At 73.1% G+C, this 16,065-nt stretch carries 12 protein-coding genes; 5 read left to right on the forward strand and 7 right to left on the reverse strand.

The window, feature by feature from the left end:
- The 3 genes from DZF91_RS36350 to DZF91_RS36360 form a co-directional block, all read right to left on the reverse strand.
- Positions 1-540, reverse strand: a 540-nt coding sequence (locus tag DZF91_RS36350; RefSeq protein ID WP_117361562.1) for an NAD(P)/FAD-dependent oxidoreductase, incomplete at its 3' end; no start/stop codon positions are given.
- 91 nt (positions 541-631) lie between these two features.
- Entirely contained in the window at positions 632-1,234 is a 603-nt protein-coding gene (locus DZF91_RS36355) for a helix-turn-helix domain-containing protein (protein WP_235834821.1), read from the reverse strand.
- A 170-nt stretch (positions 1,235-1,404) separates the two neighbouring features.
- On the reverse strand, positions 1,405-2,112 hold the full coding sequence (locus DZF91_RS36360) for an SDR family oxidoreductase (protein WP_117361563.1): 708 nt from the start codon (positions 2,110-2,112) through the stop codon (positions 1,405-1,407).
- A 102-nt stretch (positions 2,113-2,214) separates the two neighbouring features.
- Here DZF91_RS36360 and DZF91_RS36365 point away from each other — a divergent pair, with 102 nt between their 5' ends.
- On the forward strand, positions 2,215-3,054 hold the full coding sequence (locus tag DZF91_RS36365; RefSeq protein ID WP_117361564.1) for a helix-turn-helix transcriptional regulator: 840 nt from the start codon (positions 2,215-2,217) through the stop codon (positions 3,052-3,054).
- Positions 3,055-3,118: 64 nt separating this feature from the next.
- Here DZF91_RS36365 and paaZ read toward each other — a convergent pair whose 3' ends face one another.
- On the reverse strand, positions 3,119-5,149 hold the full coding sequence (paaZ, locus tag DZF91_RS36370) for a phenylacetic acid degradation bifunctional protein PaaZ (protein ID WP_117361565.1): 2,031 nt from the start codon (positions 5,147-5,149) through the stop codon (positions 3,119-3,121).
- Positions 5,150-5,326: 177 nt separating this feature from the next.
- Here paaZ and mgrA point away from each other — a divergent pair, with 177 nt between their 5' ends.
- Positions 5,327-6,352, forward strand: coding sequence for an L-glyceraldehyde 3-phosphate reductase (gene mgrA, locus DZF91_RS36375; RefSeq protein ID WP_117361566.1), 1,026 nt, complete (start codon positions 5,327-5,329; stop codon positions 6,350-6,352).
- A 27-nt stretch (positions 6,353-6,379) separates the two neighbouring features.
- Here mgrA and DZF91_RS36380 read toward each other — a convergent pair whose 3' ends face one another.
- The 3 genes from DZF91_RS36380 to DZF91_RS36390 form a co-directional block, all read right to left on the reverse strand.
- Complete coding sequence (locus DZF91_RS36380) at positions 6,380-9,727, reverse strand: HEAT repeat domain-containing protein (RefSeq protein WP_117361567.1); 3,348 nt, start codon at positions 9,725-9,727, stop codon at positions 6,380-6,382.
- Between the two features lie 81 nt (positions 9,728-9,808).
- Positions 9,809-10,693 carry a helix-turn-helix transcriptional regulator gene (locus DZF91_RS36385; protein ID WP_117361568.1) on the reverse strand — a complete coding sequence of 295 codons (885 nt, stop codon included), beginning with the start codon at positions 10,691-10,693 and terminating at the stop codon, positions 9,809-9,811.
- Positions 10,694-10,827: 134 nt separating this feature from the next.
- Positions 10,828-11,883 (reverse strand): ETX/MTX2 family pore-forming toxin, encoded by a 1,056-nt coding sequence (locus DZF91_RS36390; RefSeq protein ID WP_117361569.1) that lies wholly within the window; start codon positions 11,881-11,883, stop codon positions 10,828-10,830.
- Positions 11,884-13,118: 1,235 nt separating this feature from the next.
- On the opposite strand from DZF91_RS36390, the gene DZF91_RS36395 reads away from it, so the two are divergent.
- The 3 genes from DZF91_RS36395 to DZF91_RS36405 all read left to right on the forward strand — a co-directional run bounded on the left by DZF91_RS36395 (position 13,119) and on the right by DZF91_RS36405 (position 15,882).
- Positions 13,119-14,597, forward strand: a complete 1,479-nt coding sequence (locus DZF91_RS36395) for an MFS transporter (protein ID WP_117361570.1) — start codon at positions 13,119-13,121, stop codon at positions 14,595-14,597.
- Between the two features lie 117 nt (positions 14,598-14,714).
- Entirely contained in the window at positions 14,715-15,203 is a 489-nt protein-coding gene (locus DZF91_RS36400; RefSeq protein ID WP_235834822.1) for a DUF2243 domain-containing protein, read from the forward strand.
- 1 nt (position 15,204) lies between these two features.
- Complete coding sequence (locus DZF91_RS36405; RefSeq protein WP_117361572.1) at positions 15,205-15,882, forward strand: cytochrome c oxidase assembly protein; 678 nt, start codon at positions 15,205-15,207, stop codon at positions 15,880-15,882.
- Positions 15,883-16,065: the final 183 nt, after the last annotated feature.

Genomic DNA, 16,065 nt, shown 5'->3' on the forward strand with positions numbered 1-16,065 from the left:
GCGGCCCCCCGCCGCGCGCGCGCCGAGCAGTTCGCAGCCGGTGCGCAGCTCGGCGCCGTGCCGCAGCGCGTCGGCCAGGAGCGCGGTCGCCGCGCCGGACGGCTGGACCTGCGCGTCGTCGGGGTAGTGGACGGCGGCGGCGACGTCGCGGGTGAGGTGGGGTTCGGCGGCGGCGAGGGACCCGGCGTCCATCTCCCGGGCGGTGACGCCGGCGGTGCGCTGGCCGACGGCGAACTCCGCCAGGGCGCGCGCGCCGTCCTCGGTAGTGGCGACGACGATGCCGCCCTTGGCGTCCCACTCGACGGCCTCGCGGTGCGGCAGGCCGTCCAGGATCTCGGGCCACAGCCGCCGCGACAGCTTCGCCAGCTCGAGCTCCGGGCCCGGCCCCTTGTCGGAGACCAGGATGTTGCCCTCGCCGTGCGCGGTGGTCGCCGCCGCGGGACCGCCCCGGTCCAGGACGGTCACCGCGAGCCCGGCCCGCGCCAGCTCCCGCGCGCAGGCGGCGCCGACGATTCCGGCGCCCACGACCACGACGCGCATGCGTTTCCCCCCACAGTTCGTTCGTTAAACCGAACGCTTCGGAGGCTACGACGCGCGTTCACGCCGTGTCAACGGTCCGGGGTGACCGGGTTCACGGAGTTTCGGCCAGACACGCCGGTCCGGCCTTGGCGGAGTGAAGCCGCTGGTCAGCACGGTACTGGAGGAGCAGCACCGAGCGCACCGGGCCGTCCAGGGCGGTGTAGCTGTGCGGGAGCAGGCCGTCGAAGCCGACGTAGTCGCCGGGGCCGAGCTCCACCTCCCGTCCGTCGACCCGAACGCCCAGCCGCCCCGCCTGGACGATGGTGTGCTCGGTGCCGACGTGGCCGAGCGAGTCCTGCCGGGAGTCCGTCCTGACCTGCTGGTCGTACACCTCGACGATGGCGTCGCCGGACTCGATGCCGCGCAGCGGGCGCAGGTCCACCGCCGCGCCGGACAGCACCTCCACGTCCGCGGCGCGCACCACCGTCAGCCCGTTCGGCCGCTCGTTGTCCAGCAGGTCGGAGATGGGGACCTCCAGGGCCCGCGACAGGCTGAACACGGTCTCGATCGTGGGGTTGCCCGCACCCGCCTCCAGCTGCGACAGCGTCGCCTTGCCGATCTTGGACCGGCGGGACAGCTCCGACAGCGACAACCCGCGCTCGGCGCGCGCCCGGCGGAGGTTCTCCGCCAGCATGTCGCGCACTGATTCGCTCACCCGCGTTCCCTTCGTCGTCCGGCGGGACGGCCGCCGCCCACCGGCGTTCGCTTTACCGAACGAGTATAGGGCGGGCCGTCCGGACGCCCCCGTGAGCGTCCGGACGGCCCTCCCGTCCTACCGCGACCGGCGCCCCCGCCACGCCGTGAACGCGCCGCCGTCCCCGCGACCTACCAGGGCAGCGGGCCGTCCACGTCCCGGTAGGTCCCGGTCGGCGCGTCCGGCCCGGCCGTCGCCATCCGGACGATGATCTCCGCTCCCTCCTCGACGGTCTGGTGGCCGGCGTGCTGGTTGATGTCGGTCGCGGTGTAACCGGGCTCGACCGCGTTGATCCGCATCTCCGGGAACGTGTTGGCGTACCGCACCGTCAGCATGTTGACCGCCGCCTTCGAGGTCGGGTACGCCACGCCCGGGTAGGTGGAGTGCGGCGTCCCCGGCTCGCTCGCCTTGCTCAGCGACGCGAGGCCGCTGCTGACGTTCACGATGACGGGCGCGGCCGAGCGCCTCAGCAGCGGCAGGAAGGCGTGCGTCACCCGGACCAGCCCGAACACGTTGGTCTCGAAGACGGTCCGCAGGGCGTCCGCCGTCAGCTCCGCCGCACCCGGGATGTAGCCGTCCGGTTCGCGCCACTCGATGCCCGCGTTGTTGACCAGCACGTCCAGCCCGCCGTCCGCCTCGATCGCCTTGGCGGCGGCCTCCACGGACGCGTCGTCGGTCACGTCGAGCTGCACGAAGCGGGCGCCCAGCTCCGCCGCGGCGCGGCGGCCCCGCTCGGGGTCGCGCGCCCCGGCGTAGACGGTGTGGCCCGCCTCGACGAGCCGCCGCGCGGTCTCGTAGCCCAGGCCCTTGTTCGCTCCGGTGATCAGTGTCGTCGTCATGGCCCCAGACTGCCGCCGGCGCGCGGGCGGCCACCAGTCGACCGGTTTTCCTGGGAACGCCGGTACCAGGAACGGCGCGCGGGGCCCGGGCACACTGGGACCATGACGACCACCGATTTCGGCCGGACCGTGCGCGTCTGGCGCGACCGGGTCGCGCCCGAGGCCGCCGGGCTCCCGGCGGGCGGACGGCGGCGCGCGAGCGGGCTGCGCCGCGAGGAGCTGGCGATGCTCGCCGGGATCTCCGCGGACTACGTGACCCGGCTCGAGCAGGGGCGCGCGGTCCACCCGTCCGGGCAGGTCGTGGAGGCGCTGGCGCGGGCGCTGCGGCTGTCGGGCGAGGAGCGGGCGCACCTGTTCCGGCTGGCCGGGCTGGTGCCGCCGGGCCCCGAGACGGTGCCGCGGTTCCTCACCCCGGGCGTCCACCGGCTGCTGGACCGGATGCCGGACATCCCCGTCGCGGTGTACGACGCCGCCTGGACGATCCTGCTGGTGAACCCGCCGTACGCGGCGCTGATGGGCGACCCGTCCGGCTGGCGCGGCCACGAGCGCAACGTGGTCTGGCGGCACTTCCTCGGCCCCGGCGGGTGGGCGCGGCACACCCCCGAGTCGCTGCTGGAGTTCCACACCGCGCTGGTCAGCGACATGCGGACGGCCGCGGCGTCCTACCCGGCCGACCTGGCGCTGCGGAACCTGATCACCGAGCTGCGGGAGGGCAGCGAGCGGTTCGCGCGGCTGTGGGACTCCGGCGTCGTCCGGGAGCACGAGATCCACCGCAAGATCATCGACCATCCGCGGGTGGGCGCGATCGAGCTGGACTGCGACGTGTTCTCCGTGCTGGGCGCGGACCTGCGCGTCATGCTCTTCACGACCGAGCCGGGCACCGAGGACGCCGAGAAGCTCGCGCTCCTCAACGTCCTCGGCACGCAGTCGCTCACCGGCTGACCTCTATCCTGCGGCCGGGCGCCGGCAGACAGGCGGGCGCGCGGACGGGCGGGCGTCCCGCCGGTCAGGGGCGCTTGGCGACCAGGGTCAGCAGGTCGTACTTGGCGACCGACTCGCCCTTCTGGTTGGTGACGTCCACGTCCCAGCGGACCTCGCCGTGCTCGGCGCCCTCGCGCGGGATGAGCTGCTTGGCGGTGAGCGTCGCGGTCATCTCGTCGCCCGGGTAGACGGGCGTGAGGAACCGCAGGTTCTCCAGCCCGTAGTTCGCCAGGACGGGCCCCGGGTCCGGGTCGACGAAGAGCCCGGCCGCGAACGACAGGACCAGGTAGCCGTGCGCGACGCGCCCGTCGAAGAACGGGTTGGCCGCGGCGGCCTCCTCGTCCATGTGCGCGTAGAAGGTGTCGCCGGTGAACTCGGCGAAGTGCTCCACGTCCTCCAGGGTGACCCGGCGCGGCCCGGCGACGACGGTGTCGCCGACGCGCAGGTCCTCCAAGTGTCTGCGGAAGGGGTGGTCGGCCGTGACCGTCCGCCCGGCGCCCGGCACCCAGCGGCCGGTGACCGCGGTGAGCATCACCGGGTCGGCCTGGACGGCGGTGCGCTGCATGTGGTGCAGGACGCCGCGCACACCGCCCAGCTCCTCACCGCCCCCGGCGCGCCCCGGGCCGCCGTGGACGAGCATCGGCAGCGGCGAGCCGTGCCCGGTGGACTCCTTGGCGTCCGCGCCGTTCAGCACGAGCAGGCGCCCGTGCCAGGGCGCGGCGCCGAGGACGACCGTCCGGACGAAGTCCGCGTCGGCCGACACGACCGAACCGGCGAGGCTGCCCCGGCCGCGCGCCGCGAGCTCGACCGCGTGCGCGGCGTCCCGGTACGGGATGAGCGTGGAGACCGGGCCGAACGCCTCGATCTCGTGCGGCTCGGCGCGCGCGGGGTCGTCGGCGCGCAGCAGGACCGGGGACAGGAACGCGCCGCGCTCGGCGTCGGCGTCCACGACGTCCACGCGGGCGGGGTCGCCGAACACGACCGTCCCGGCGTCCAGCAGGCCCTTGAGCGAGCGGCGCACCTCCTCGCGCTGCTCCAGCGTGGCGAGCGCGCCCATCCGCACGTCGAGGTTGGCGGGGTTGCCGACGGTGACCCTCGCCAGCCGCGCCCGGACGGCCTCCGCGACGTCCTCCATCCGGTCGGCGGGGACGAGCGCGCGGCGGATCGCGGTGCACTTCTGGCCCGCCTTGACGGTCATCTCGGCGACCAGCTGCTTGACGTACAGGTCGAACTCGGGCGTGCCGGGCGCGGCGTCCGGGCCGAGGACCGAGCAGTTCAGCGAGTCGGCCTCGGCGTTGAACCGCACCGAGCGGCGCACGACCACCGGGTGCGCGCGGAGCCGGGCGGCGGTGTCGGCGGACCCGGTGAACGCCACGACGTCCTGCTCGGTGAGGTGGTCGAGCAGGTCGCCCGCCTCGCCGGCGAGAAGCTGCACCGACCCCTCGGGCAGGATGCCGCTCTCAACGATCAGCTCGACGAGCCGGGCGGTCAGGAAGGCCGTCTGCTCGGCGGGCTTGATGAGGCTCGGCATCCCGGCGAGGAACGCCGGGGCCAGCTTCTCCAGCGGGCCCCACACGGGGAAGTTGAACGCGTTGATCTGGACGGCGACGCCGTGCAGCGGCGTGCAGACGTGCTGGGCGACGAACGTGCCGCCCTTGCCGAGGGGCTCCACGGCGCCGTCGACGTAGACGGTGTCGTTGGGCATCTCCCGGCGGCCCTTGCTGGAGTAGGCGAACAGGGTGCCGAACCCGCCGTCCACGTCGACCTTGGAGTCGCCGAGCGTGGCGCCCGTCCGGGCCGACAGCGCGTACAGCTCCTCGCGGTGCTCGCGCAGGTGGGACGCCAGGGCCTTGAGCAGCGCCGCGCGCTGGTGGAAGGTCAGCTCGCGCAGGGCGGGCCCGCCGACGCGGCGGCCGTACTCCAGGGCGGCGGCGCGGTCCAGGCCCGCCGTCGAGATCCGCGCGACCTCCTCGCCGGTCACAGCGTCCCGCAGGGGCGCGCCCTCGCCGCCTCCCTCCTGCCAGGAACCGGACAGATAGCTGCGCAGCACGCTCACGGGACCTCCTCGTCCGCACCGGGGCGCGCCGCGGCGCCGTCCCCCGCGTTACCGACCGAACGTTCAGTATTTTCCCCCCGCCGCGGCGGCCCTGTCGAGCGGCCCGCGCCCCCGTTCCCCGTTTTCCAGCGCCGACCTGGTCAAACACGCCGATCCGGGCATGGAAGACTGGGGTCCATGAACTACGCCGCCGACGACAAGCGCTATGACCGGATGGACTACCGACGCTGCGGGCGCAGCGGCCTGAAACTGCCCGCCATCTCGCTCGGGCTCTGGCACAACTTCGGCGACGACCGCCCCCTGGACGTCCAGCGGGCGATCCTGCGGCGCGCCTTCGACCTCGGCGTCACGCACTTCGACCTGGCCAACAACTACGGCCCGCCCTACGGCTCGGCGGAGAAGAACTTCGGTCGGCTGTTCCGCGAGGACTTCGCCCCGTACCGGGACGAGCTCATCCTCTCCACCAAGGCCGGCTACGACATGTGGCCCGGCCCGTACGGCGAGTGGGGCTCGCGCAAGTACCTGCTCGCCAGCCTCGACCAGTCGCTGTCCCGGATGGGCCTGGACTACGTCGACATCTTCTACAGCCACCGGTTCGACCCGGAGACCCCGCTGGAGGAGACGATGGGGGCGCTCGACCACGCCGTCCGCTCCGGGAAGGCGCTGTACGCGGGCATCTCGTCCTACTCCCCCGAGCGGACGGCCGAGGCCGCGGAGATCCTGCGCGAGATGGGCACGCCGCTGCTGATCCACCAGCCGTCCTACTCGATGCTGAACCGCTGGGTCGAGGGCGGCCTGCTGGACGTCCTGGACGACAAGGGCATCGGCTGCATCGCGTTCTCGCCGCTCGCGCAGGGCATGCTGACCGACAAGTACCTGAACGGCGTGCCGGAGGGTTCGCGGGCCAGCCAGGGCAAGTCGCTGTCGCCCGACCTGCTGACCCCCGAGACCCTCCGGCACATCCGCGCCCTGAACGAGATCGCCCGCTCGCGCGGCCAGTCCCTGGCGCAGATGGCCCTGGCCTGGACGCTGCGCGACCGGCGCGTCACGTCCGCGCTGATCGGCGCGAGCAGCGTCGCCCAGCTGGAGAACAGCCTCGCGAGCCTGGAGAACCTGAGTTTCAGCGCCGAGGAGCTGGCCGCGATCGACCGGGACGCGGTGGAGGCCGGGATCAACATCTGGTCGGCCTCCAGCACGCACTGATCCGAGCGGGTTCCGCCCCGCCGCCGCTTACTCGCCCTCGGTGGCGACGTCCCAGGCGGGTTCGGCGATGTCGGCGTGCGGCGACGCGCGGAGCCGGGCGAGGGGTTCGCGCCACTCGTCCGGCCACCCGGCGTCGCCGCCGCCGCGGCGCACCAGCCGCAGCGCGAGCAACTGCGCCGCCGCGTGCTCCCGGTCGACGAGGGCGTGGACGACCGGCACGACCTCCCGCGGGACCGCTCCTCCGCGGTAGTGGCCGCCGAGGTGCAGCTGCCGGTAGACCTCGGCGGCCCGGACGGGACGGTGACGCAGCAGATCGGCGAGCGCGACCAGCTCGCCCGCCAGGTCGGCTTCCGTCCGCCGTCCCGCGTTGAGCAGAGCGATGTGAAGGCCCGCGGCCGTGCCGACGTGCAGCGGATGCCTGGCGAGGACGTCCACGGCGCCGCGCAGCAGCGGTCCGGTCCCGTCCTCGTCGGCGGAGCGGGCCAGCAGGCCGCGCAGTCCTCCGACGAGGCCCCGCACCCGCCGGCGCAGGCGCGTGTCCGCGGCCAGCCGGTCGAGGACGTCCAGCGCCTCGTCCCGGACGGCCCCGACCTCGACCAGGGACGCGAGCACCATCGCCTCGGTGTCGCCGGACGGGTCGTCCGGGTCGGCCGCCGCGGCGAGGGTCCGGGTGTGGCCGCCGGGATACCAGCGCGCCCAGGCGGCGAACGCCTTGCGGCCCCGGAATCGGACACCGGGCAGGTCGGACGCGTTCAGGCACGCCCTGACCAGCATCGCCAAGGCCGGACGGGCTTCCGGCGCGTACTCGGCGGGCGACGCCTGGTACAGCATCCGCAGCATCTCCTCGGACGCGTGCTCGCGAGGGGCCTCCGCGAGGGCTTCGAGCGCGCGCGGATCGTCCGGGAACCGCCGCAGCGCGACGGCCACGGCGACCCTGACATCGCGGTGCAGGGCGGGATCCCGCCAGGTTCCGAGCAGCGCGTCCAAGGCGCCCGGCGGACGGTGCCGTTCGAGCAGCCGGACGGCCTGCTTGCGCACGGTCACCTTCACGTCCCGTGAGGTCAGCGCGGTGATGAGGGCGGGGCCGAGAACCGACGGGCGGACGCGCCCGGCGCACCGCCCCAGGCTCGCGACGGCCACGGCCGACGCGGGACCGCGCGCCATATCGAACAGCAGGGGCAGCGCCTCCGGGTGTTTCCCGGCCTCGGCGAGCGCGGCCTCCTTCAACGCGCCGACCGACTCCCGCACCCACCGGTGGAGGACCGGGAGACGGCCGGGCAGACGGCCGAGCGAGGCGATCGCCCGCATCCGCGCGCTCACGTCGAACGCCTCGTCGTGCGCCGCCCTGTCCAGGGAGTCCCCCACGGCGCGCACCTGTGCGGGGGTCCAGCGGCCGGGGCGGGCATCCTTGAGATCGGGGATCCAAGAGTGGAGGCGGTCCCCCCGGAAGCGGTCGAAATCGAGCAGGTCGGTGCGGCGGGTCGCCACCACCCGCCAGACGGCGGGCACCGCGATGAGCTCCAGGTCGTCCGCGAGAAGCCCCGCCGCCCGCTCGGGGTCCCGGACGAGGTAGAGGCACGCCGCCTCGGCACGGACCTCCTCAGGTGCGTGCCGCACGACCGCGCGCAGGTCGCCGTCCAGACCGGCCGGCCGGCGCCCGAAGGACGCCGCGACCGCGACGAACACGTCGTGGTCGCCGCGTTCCCGCGCCGCCTGGAGGTGCGGCGCGAACGCGTCCAGGAGGGCCACTTCGCCGCCCAGGGGAATTGCCCGGTCGAGCCGGTGGTCGTCGGGAGGGGCGACCTGGCCCTTCGACCTCCGGTAGCGCCGCGGCTCCTCCGCCGCCGGGTCGGCGCGGAGCGCGTCGGCCCCGAAGCGTCCGAGCAGGCCCGCGAGCGCGCCGGTCGCCCACGCGGTGAGCGCGGGATCGGTCCGGTGCCGCAGGACGCGGACCGCCAGGCGGCGCACGGCCCGCATGGTCTTCTTCGAGGAGTCGCGGGACTCGGTGACGGCCGTGGCCAGCTCGCGCAGCGGGTCCGCGCACGCGTCGGACAGCACCCGCGGGCTGAGCGCGGTCACCGCGTCGAACAGCTCAGCGCGCAGCGGGTCCGGCTCGTACCGGACGCGCCGGACGATCGCCGCCAGGTGCTCGGCGACGAGGGCGGGATCCCCGGTGCGGGCCGCGTTCGCGAGCAGCAGCGTCCGCGCGAGGCCGCGCCGCCGGGGGTCGCCGCCCATGGCCGCGTCGACCAGCGCGTCCACCGCCTCGTCGTGCGGCAGGAACGAGGTGAGGCGCAGCAGGATATCGGGGTCGTCCAGCCGGTAACGGGACGAGTGCCAGACCGACGCGTGCCAGTCCAGGAGACGGCGCGCCTCCCTGGCCGCCGTCCGCGGGGACAGCAAGGGCAGCAGGGACATGACCGTCCACGCCCGCATCGTCTCACCGAGCTTCTTCACGACCAGCCGGAACACCGCGTCACGGCGGTGCGGTGGGAGCCCGGCGAGCAGTGCGCCGCCGTCGGACAGCTCCCGCGACAGGCATCCGGCGAGGACGTCGTCGGACAAGTGCCGCGCGACCACCGGACCAGGCAGGCCCACCCTCCTCCGCGGTTCGGAGAACATCGCGGTGAATCCGGTGGGATCGGCGCTGAGGAACGCCTTCAGCACCCTCGGCGGTAGGTCGTTCTCGACGAAGCGCAGCAGGCCGGTGCGTACGTACAGGTCCAGGGTCTCGCGTGGGCGCGCCTCGGCGACCCGGATGAGCGCGGCTTTCCGTTGTCGCACGAACCTCCACCGGTTCCCGCCCTCCTCGTGCCATTCGCGTTCGAGCAGGCCGATAAGCGCGTCGGGATGGCGTGCGGCCAGCGCGCGCCACAGCGTGACGGCGTGCGCGAGTTCCGGCAGGAACCGCGCGACCGTCCCGGCCGAGCAGGCCGGGAGCAGCATGGCCGCGTCGCGGTCGCCGTACCGCGCCCGCACGTCCGGCAGGAGCCCGTCCGCGAGCGCCGTCCGGCGGGCGTACAGGACCGTCCGGTATACGGATCGGCGCAGGTCGGTGGGGGCGTCGTCGAGGGCTCGGGCCACGGCCTCGTCCGGGACGGGCAGGGTGCGGACGGCGCGCAGGGCCGCCTTCCGCAGCTCCATGTCCGGCCCGGCCAGGACGCCCGCGACGTGCGCGAGGTCCCGGGCGGCCGTCGCCATGTGCAGGGCGATGTGCCGTTCGTACCGTCCGCGTGCGGACAGGTCGGCGAGCATCACCGTGAGTTCGGGGGTCCCGGCGAGCCGCCGGGCGTGCAGGGCCAGCGAGCGCGTCCGGCTCGGCCAGGCCAGGGGTTCGACTTCTGCGAGCAGCCTCTCGGCCGCGGTGGGGCTCAACGGCCCGGGCGGAGACCGCCCTTCCTCTTGATCATGCCGGGAATGATGACGGACCGCCCAGGCCCGCGCAACCCCGGGCCCTCAGTGGGTGTGGTCGGGCAGGGACAGGGACGGGTCGGCGAGCAGGCGCATGAAGTTCGCGCGGCTCTCGTCGTTGACGAACGTGTAGACGACCAGGCGCGTCCCCGGCCGGACGCTCAGGTCGAGTGAGGTGGTGCGCGTCGAGATCTGCCCGCCGAGCCGGGGGTAGAAGAAGTCCTTCTGGCAGGGCTTGGGGATCGCGACGTCCTGGTGCCGCCACAGCTCGGCGAACCGCGGGCTGGTCTCCAGGAGCCGGTCGACCAGCCGCTGCATCTCCGGGTCGCTGCGGTGCCGGACGTACCGGTACCGGAACATCGCGACCGACTCGCCGATCTGCTCCTCCAGGTTGGTGCACGGGTTGCAACACCGGGGGCGGGTGAAGAACTGCCACAGCGGGTTCCGCTCGCCCGGCGGCGCCTGGGTCACCCAGGGCACCAGCGCCGCGAACGCGTCGTTCCAGGCCAGGGCCTCGTGCCGCGGGTCGGAGACGACGGCGGGCATCGGCGCCAGCCCGTCCATGATCGTCTGGACGTCCTCGGTCAGCGCCGACACCACGTCCGGCTCCGGCGGGACGCCGACCTCGGCGAGCCGGTACAGGTGCTCGCGCTCGACCGGGTCGAGCCGCAGCGTCCGGGAGATGGCGTCGAGCACCTGCGTGCTGACGTTGATCGGCCGCCCCTGCTCCAGCCACGTGTACCAGGTGACGCCGACCCCGGCGAGCTGCGCGACCTCCTCGCGCCGCAGCCCGGGGGTCCGCCGCCGGGGCGCGGGCGGTAGCCCGACGTCCTCGGGCGTGATCCGCTCCCGTCGGCTCCGCAGGAACGCCGCCAGCTCGTCCCGGCGCCGCCGCCGCCCGCCCGCACGCCGCTCCACCGTCGTCGTCATCGCCACTCCCCCAGTGTCGCCGACCCCCGAGCAGTGATCCAGGTGCTGTCACTACCAGTATCCCGGGGCTCTCGGTCCTATTACGGAGACGTGCACCGACGTCTCGGGACACGTTCGGGAGCGGAGGATCTTGCCTAGGCCTCCAACTGCTGCAAGGCAGCGCGCAGGCGCTCCATCTCCGCTTCGGCGTCCAGAAGACGGTTGATGTCCGCGGTACGCGAGTCGTCATCGGGCTCTGCGAGCGCGGCGCTCAGAGCGTCGTGCTCGGTCTGGAGCGCGTTGTATCGGGACATCAGGGCGGCTTCGGCCGCAGTGATGGTGTTCTCGTGGGCGAGCATGGTGTGCTCGGCTACCGGTGAGACGAAGTTCGGGCAGTGGATGGGCACGAGCATCGGGTAGACGGCGAGGTTGTTGTTGTCTTCATTGGTCTTGTACACCAGCCAGCCGGCGTACACGCCACCGGCCACCCGCACGTCCAGGCGCCCCCAGTGCTTGTCGGGCACCGTCAGCTTGGTGATCTCGGAGTGCTTCTTGGTCACCGTGCTGGTCTTGGTGGTGCTCTTGGACCATTTCAGTGACGCGGTGCGCTCGATCTTCGCGCCCTTGGCGTCCACGCCGGCCTTGCCTTCCAGGCCAAGCTCCCAGCCTTCGGTGGTCGATTCGGTGACGCTGACGTCGCACGCGTCTTCGTACTCCTTGCTGATCGGCCCCTGGCAGGGGATCGTCGCGCACAGGAACGGCGCGACCCCTGCCAGAGCGCCCACGAACGCCGACGGCCGCTTCTTCTGCGTGCACAATGCATGCAGCAGCACCGCCTGGCGGGCACCCCCGTAGACCTCGGGTATATGGCTGCAGTACAGGCCCACGGGGCACTCTCCCCAATTCTCGTGGACCTTGGAGACGTCGCTGCTGTTGAAGTCGCGGCCACCCCAGTGGCCCTTGGTCAGCTCGGCGAGCTTGGTGTAGGCGTCGGCGAGTTTGAAGATCTTCTCCACTGTCTCCTTGGTAGAGAGCTGGAAGTCCCAGCCCCGATCGATCGGCTTGGTTCCGATTCCCTGTGTGCTGGTGTCGAAGGCCGGGACACGACTGAGGAAGATCGATTTGGGTGCGGTGTAGGGAACCTTCTGCGTGTTCGCCGGCAGCACGTTGTACTTTCCGACGTAGAAGTCACCGAACTTGCTCTCGGCCATGTGCAGGCCACCTCTCGTATGTGGCGACACCAGAGGCCCCGTCGGACGGGCGAGCACCCGCGACGCCGTAACTCTCCGTGTCACTCTGCGTACGTTCCAGACTCTCCCTGCCCGAAGCCCGCAGCACCTCCCAGGGCAACCGGAGACATTCCCGTATCCTCCGCGCTTGGCCTCCGTCCTGTGATCTCAGAGGTCATGGGTCCGGCGCGCTGGAGGAGATCGCATTCATCGCCGACTTCGAAGCGGCAGGAACCTTCAGCAACGGCTTCCGGCGGCGAAGTCGTCGCCCGGTGGCATGGTCGCCCTCGGTCCAGAGTCGGTGATCACAGAGTGGGCCGGTTGTGCCGGTTCTATCCGACACTTCCGGCGGCGATCGAAGGCGCGGCGTCAGCCACAAGCTCGGCCAGCGCGCTTTGCAGCCGACGTGCCACAGCACATAGACCATGGCGGCGTACTGTGCCCGACATGCCACCCCTCGGCCACCGGATTTCGCAGCTCAGAAGCCGCTTGCAGACGAGCCACGCCCGTTTCCGTTCGTGCGCTGTTCAGCCGGCTGCCTGGTACCTTCTGGACGTCATGGGAGTTCGTGCGTCAGGGACGGAGTCTCAGTGGCCGTCGAAAGGACCAGCACCCCGGCACCCGGGACCGCGTTGCGGGCGCTGACCACCGCTCACGTGCGCCGCCGCCAGCGGCCATGGAGAGGCAACCGACGTTCGGCTGGCTCCGCTGGAATTCGAACAGTGGCGGCATATGAGGCCGGGTGACGTGATCACCATGCACGAGGCCCCACCCGTGGCCGGAATCGCCGAGATCGCCGAGATCATCGAGGTCCTGCCACCTCGTGCCTGAGTTCGCTCGCAGCCAGGTGGCCCACGCGTATCGCCTGCAGTGGCCGCGTCCCTTTTCCTCTGTGTCGCTGTCGGAGACTGCAGCCATGGCAGCGGGCTCAGGTCGGGGCCAAGGTTTGGCGCCTGGTAGCTTCCGCCGCAGGAGCAGACTGGCCCGAGTAGATATGGCAGTCCTGAAAGTGCGGACCGTGGGTCAGACGCTTGCCGCGGGCCATGGCCCGATGCATGGGAAGTTCGCGATAGTGCTTCTCGGCTATCAACTGCGGCCCGGATTCCGCGACGCGTGACTTGTCCCCGCGGGCGGAGGTCAGGTGCGAAGCAGGTGCTGTCACTACCAGTATCACCGGGCTCTCGGCACCGGTATGGGATCGGGCGGACGCTACCGGCATGACATCTCCGACCGAACGCACGAAAGGCCCGCGGCCGTCCACCGCACGGTCCGCCGGGCCGATGCTGGCACTGCTGCTGCTCGGGCAGTTCATGGCCATCCTGGACGTCAACATCGTCAACGTCGCGCTGCCGACCCTGCGCGCGGACCTGCACGCCAGCGGCGCGAGCCTGCAGCTGGTCGTCGCCGGGTACGTCATCGCCTACGCCGTGCTGCTGATCACCGGGGCGCGGCTCGGCGACCTGATGGGGCACCGGCGGGTGTTCCTCGGCGGGCTCGCCGTGTTCACCCTCGCCTCCCTGGCCTGCGGGCTGGCGCCGACCACCGGGTTCCTCATCGTCGTGCGGTTCCTGCAGGGCTTCGGCGCCGCGCTGATGACGCCGCAGGTCATGAGCCTGCTCCAGCGGGGCTTCCAGGGGCCCGCGCGGGCCCGGGCGCTGAGCCTGTACGCGATGGTGATCGCGGGCGGCGTGGTCGTCGGGCAGGTGCTCGGCGGGCTGCTGGTCAGCGCCGACCTGTTCGGGTCGGGCTGGCGGCTGGTGTTCCTGGTGAACGTGCCGATCGGCGTGGCGCTGCTGGCCGCCGGCCCGCGGGTGCTGCCCCGCGCGGACGAGGACCGGCGCGGCGGCCTGGACCCGGTGGGGCTGGCCGTACTGTCGCCGGCGCTGCTGCTGCTCGTCGTGCCGCTGATCCTCGGGCACGAGCTGGGCTGGCCCGCGTGGGGCTGGGCCGCGCTGGCGGCCAGCGCCGTGCTGTTCGCGGTGTTCGCGCTGGTCGAACGGCGGTTCGCGGCGCGCGGCGGACGTCCGCTGGTGTCGGGACGGGTGCTGCGCGCGCCCGGCGTGCTCGGCGGAGTGGCCACGCTGATGTTCGGGCCAAGCTCGTGGGGGGCGTTCCTTTTCACCACCACCCTGCACCTCCAGGGCGACCTGGGGATGTCGCCGCGGGAGTCCGGGATGGCGTTCGTGCCCTGCGTCCTGGCGTTCGCCCTGGTCAGCCTCTACTGGCAGCGGCTCCCGGCGCGCTGGCACCGGCCGATGGTCCCGATCGGGTTCGGCGTCGCGGCGCTGGGCTACCTGTGGATCGGGCCGCTGGCGTCGGGCGGGGCGCCCTACCTGGCGCTCACCGCGGTCATCGGGCTCGGGCTCGGCGTGATGCCGATCGTGATGACGACCACGCTGGAGAACGTCCCCGGCGAGGAGGCCGCCGACGCCAGCGGGCTGCTGCTGACCGTCATGCAGGTCGGGCAGGTGCTCGGGGTCGCGACCGTCGGCACGCTGTTCCTGGTCCAGGCGCAGGACGGCGGGTCCACCAGGCACGCCGAGTACGCCACGGGCTGGTCGCTGACGGCGCTGGCGGCCGTCGCCGCGCTGGCGGCGCTGACGGTGAGCCTGCGGCGCCCCGTCCGGGCCGCCGGGTCCGCCGGGGCGCGGACGGACGACGGGGAGCGCGTCCCCGTGGTGGCGGAGACCGGCTGACGCCCTCCCCCGGCGGGGCGCCGCCCCGTCGGCCGGGAGCGGCGGCGGGGCCATCAGAGGGGGTTGGGCGCGCGCGCAGCGGGCATGATCACGACTCCTGATGATCGGAGTCTCACCGTGCGTGACCGTCTCATGCTGCCCGGCCTGATCCTCGGCGTCGGTCTCGGCGGGTTCGTCGACGGGATCATGCTGCACCAGGTCCTGCAGTGGCACCACATGCTGTCGAGCACCGGCTCGGACCACCTCGGGCTGAAACGGTATCCCGTGGACACGGTGCCCGGGCTCCGGATGAACACCGTCTGGGACGGGTTCTTCCACGTCTTCACCTGGATCTGCGTCCTGGTCGGCCTGGCGGTCCTCTACCGGCGGACGGCCCCCGGCGACCGGCCCTCCTGGCGGACGCCGCCGCTGTGGGGGTGGATCATCGCGGGAGCCGGCCTGTTCAACCTGGTCGAGGGCACGGTCGACCACCAGATCCTCGGCATCCACCACGTCCGGACCGGCCCGCACCGGATCTGGTGGGACCTGGGGTTCCTGGCGCTCGGCGCGGTGCTGCTGATCGGCGGGACGCTCCTGGCCCGCCGCCGTCCGCTCGAGGTCCGCTGACGTGGCCGGGCGCGCGTCGAGCCCGGGACGGACGGCCTGCCTCCTGCTGGGCGTCTGCCTGGTGGCCCTCGCCCTCTCCCCGCCCGTGGACGGCTGGGCCGACGACGACTTCCGCGGCCACATGGCCCAGCACCTGCTGCTCGGGATGTACGCGCCGCTGTTCCTGGTGCTGGGGGCGCCGGTGACGCTCCTCCTGCGCACCGCGCCCCGGTCCGTCGGCCGCCGCGTCGGACGGCTGCTGCGGACGCGGTTCGTCCGGACGCTCTCCCACCCCGTGACGGCGTTGGCGCTGAGCGCTGGCGGGACGGTCGTGGTGTACGCGACGCCGCTGTACGCCGCGTCCACCCGGAACGAGACGCTGCACGTCCTGGTCCACGCGCATTTCCTCCTCGCGGGCTGCCTGTTCGCGCGGGCGGTGGCCGGACCCGATCCCGACCCGCACCGCGCGCCGGTGATCGTCCGGCTGGTGGTGCTGGGCGCGGGGATCGCCGTCCACGCGACGCTGGCGCAGGTGATGTACGCGGGGCTGCTCGACCTGCCCGGCGATCCCGGGCGGATCCGCGGCGGAGCCGAGCTGATGTACTACGGCGGCGACATCGGCGAGCTCCTTCTGGCGCTCGCGGTGCTGACGACCTGGCGTCCGGCGCGGCGCCCCGCCCGGCGGCTCAGCACCGGCTGACGGCCATCGGCCTTCCCACAGCGCCCCCCGGCACGGACGCCGGGGGCTCAGTACCGGGCGAGGGCGCGGCGGGCCGCCTCCACCTCGGGCGGGACGGGGCGGCGCTCGCGCAGGACGGCGGGCAGGGCGCGGGCGGCGTCCACGGCTCCGCGCCGTCCGTCGGGGGTGCGGACCGCGGTGGCC

Source organism: Actinomadura logoneensis (assembly GCF_003428695.1).
GTDB lineage: Bacteria > Actinomycetota > Actinomycetes > Streptosporangiales > Streptosporangiaceae > Spirillospora > Spirillospora logoneensis.

Bases quoted from the DNA above. Each gene is read 5' to 3' on its own strand.
- DZF91_RS36360 (WP_117361563.1), bottom strand. From the start codon at position 2,112: ATGACGACGACACTGATCACCGGAGCGAACAAGGGCCTGGGCTACGAG.
- DZF91_RS36365 (WP_117361564.1), top strand. From the start codon at position 2,215: ATGACGACCACCGATTTCGGCCGGACCGTGCGCGTCTGGCGCGACCGG.
- mgrA (WP_117361566.1), top strand. From the start codon at position 5,327: ATGAACTACGCCGCCGACGACAAGCGCTATGACCGGATGGACTACCGA.
- DZF91_RS36385 (WP_117361568.1), bottom strand. From the start codon at position 10,693: ATGACGACGACGGTGGAGCGGCGTGCGGGCGGGCGGCGGCGGCGCCGG.
- DZF91_RS36390 (WP_117361569.1), bottom strand. From the start codon at position 11,883: ATGGCCGAGAGCAAGTTCGGTGACTTCTACGTCGGAAAGTACAACGTG.
- DZF91_RS36395 (WP_117361570.1), top strand. From the start codon at position 13,119: ATGACATCTCCGACCGAACGCACGAAAGGCCCGCGGCCGTCCACCGCA.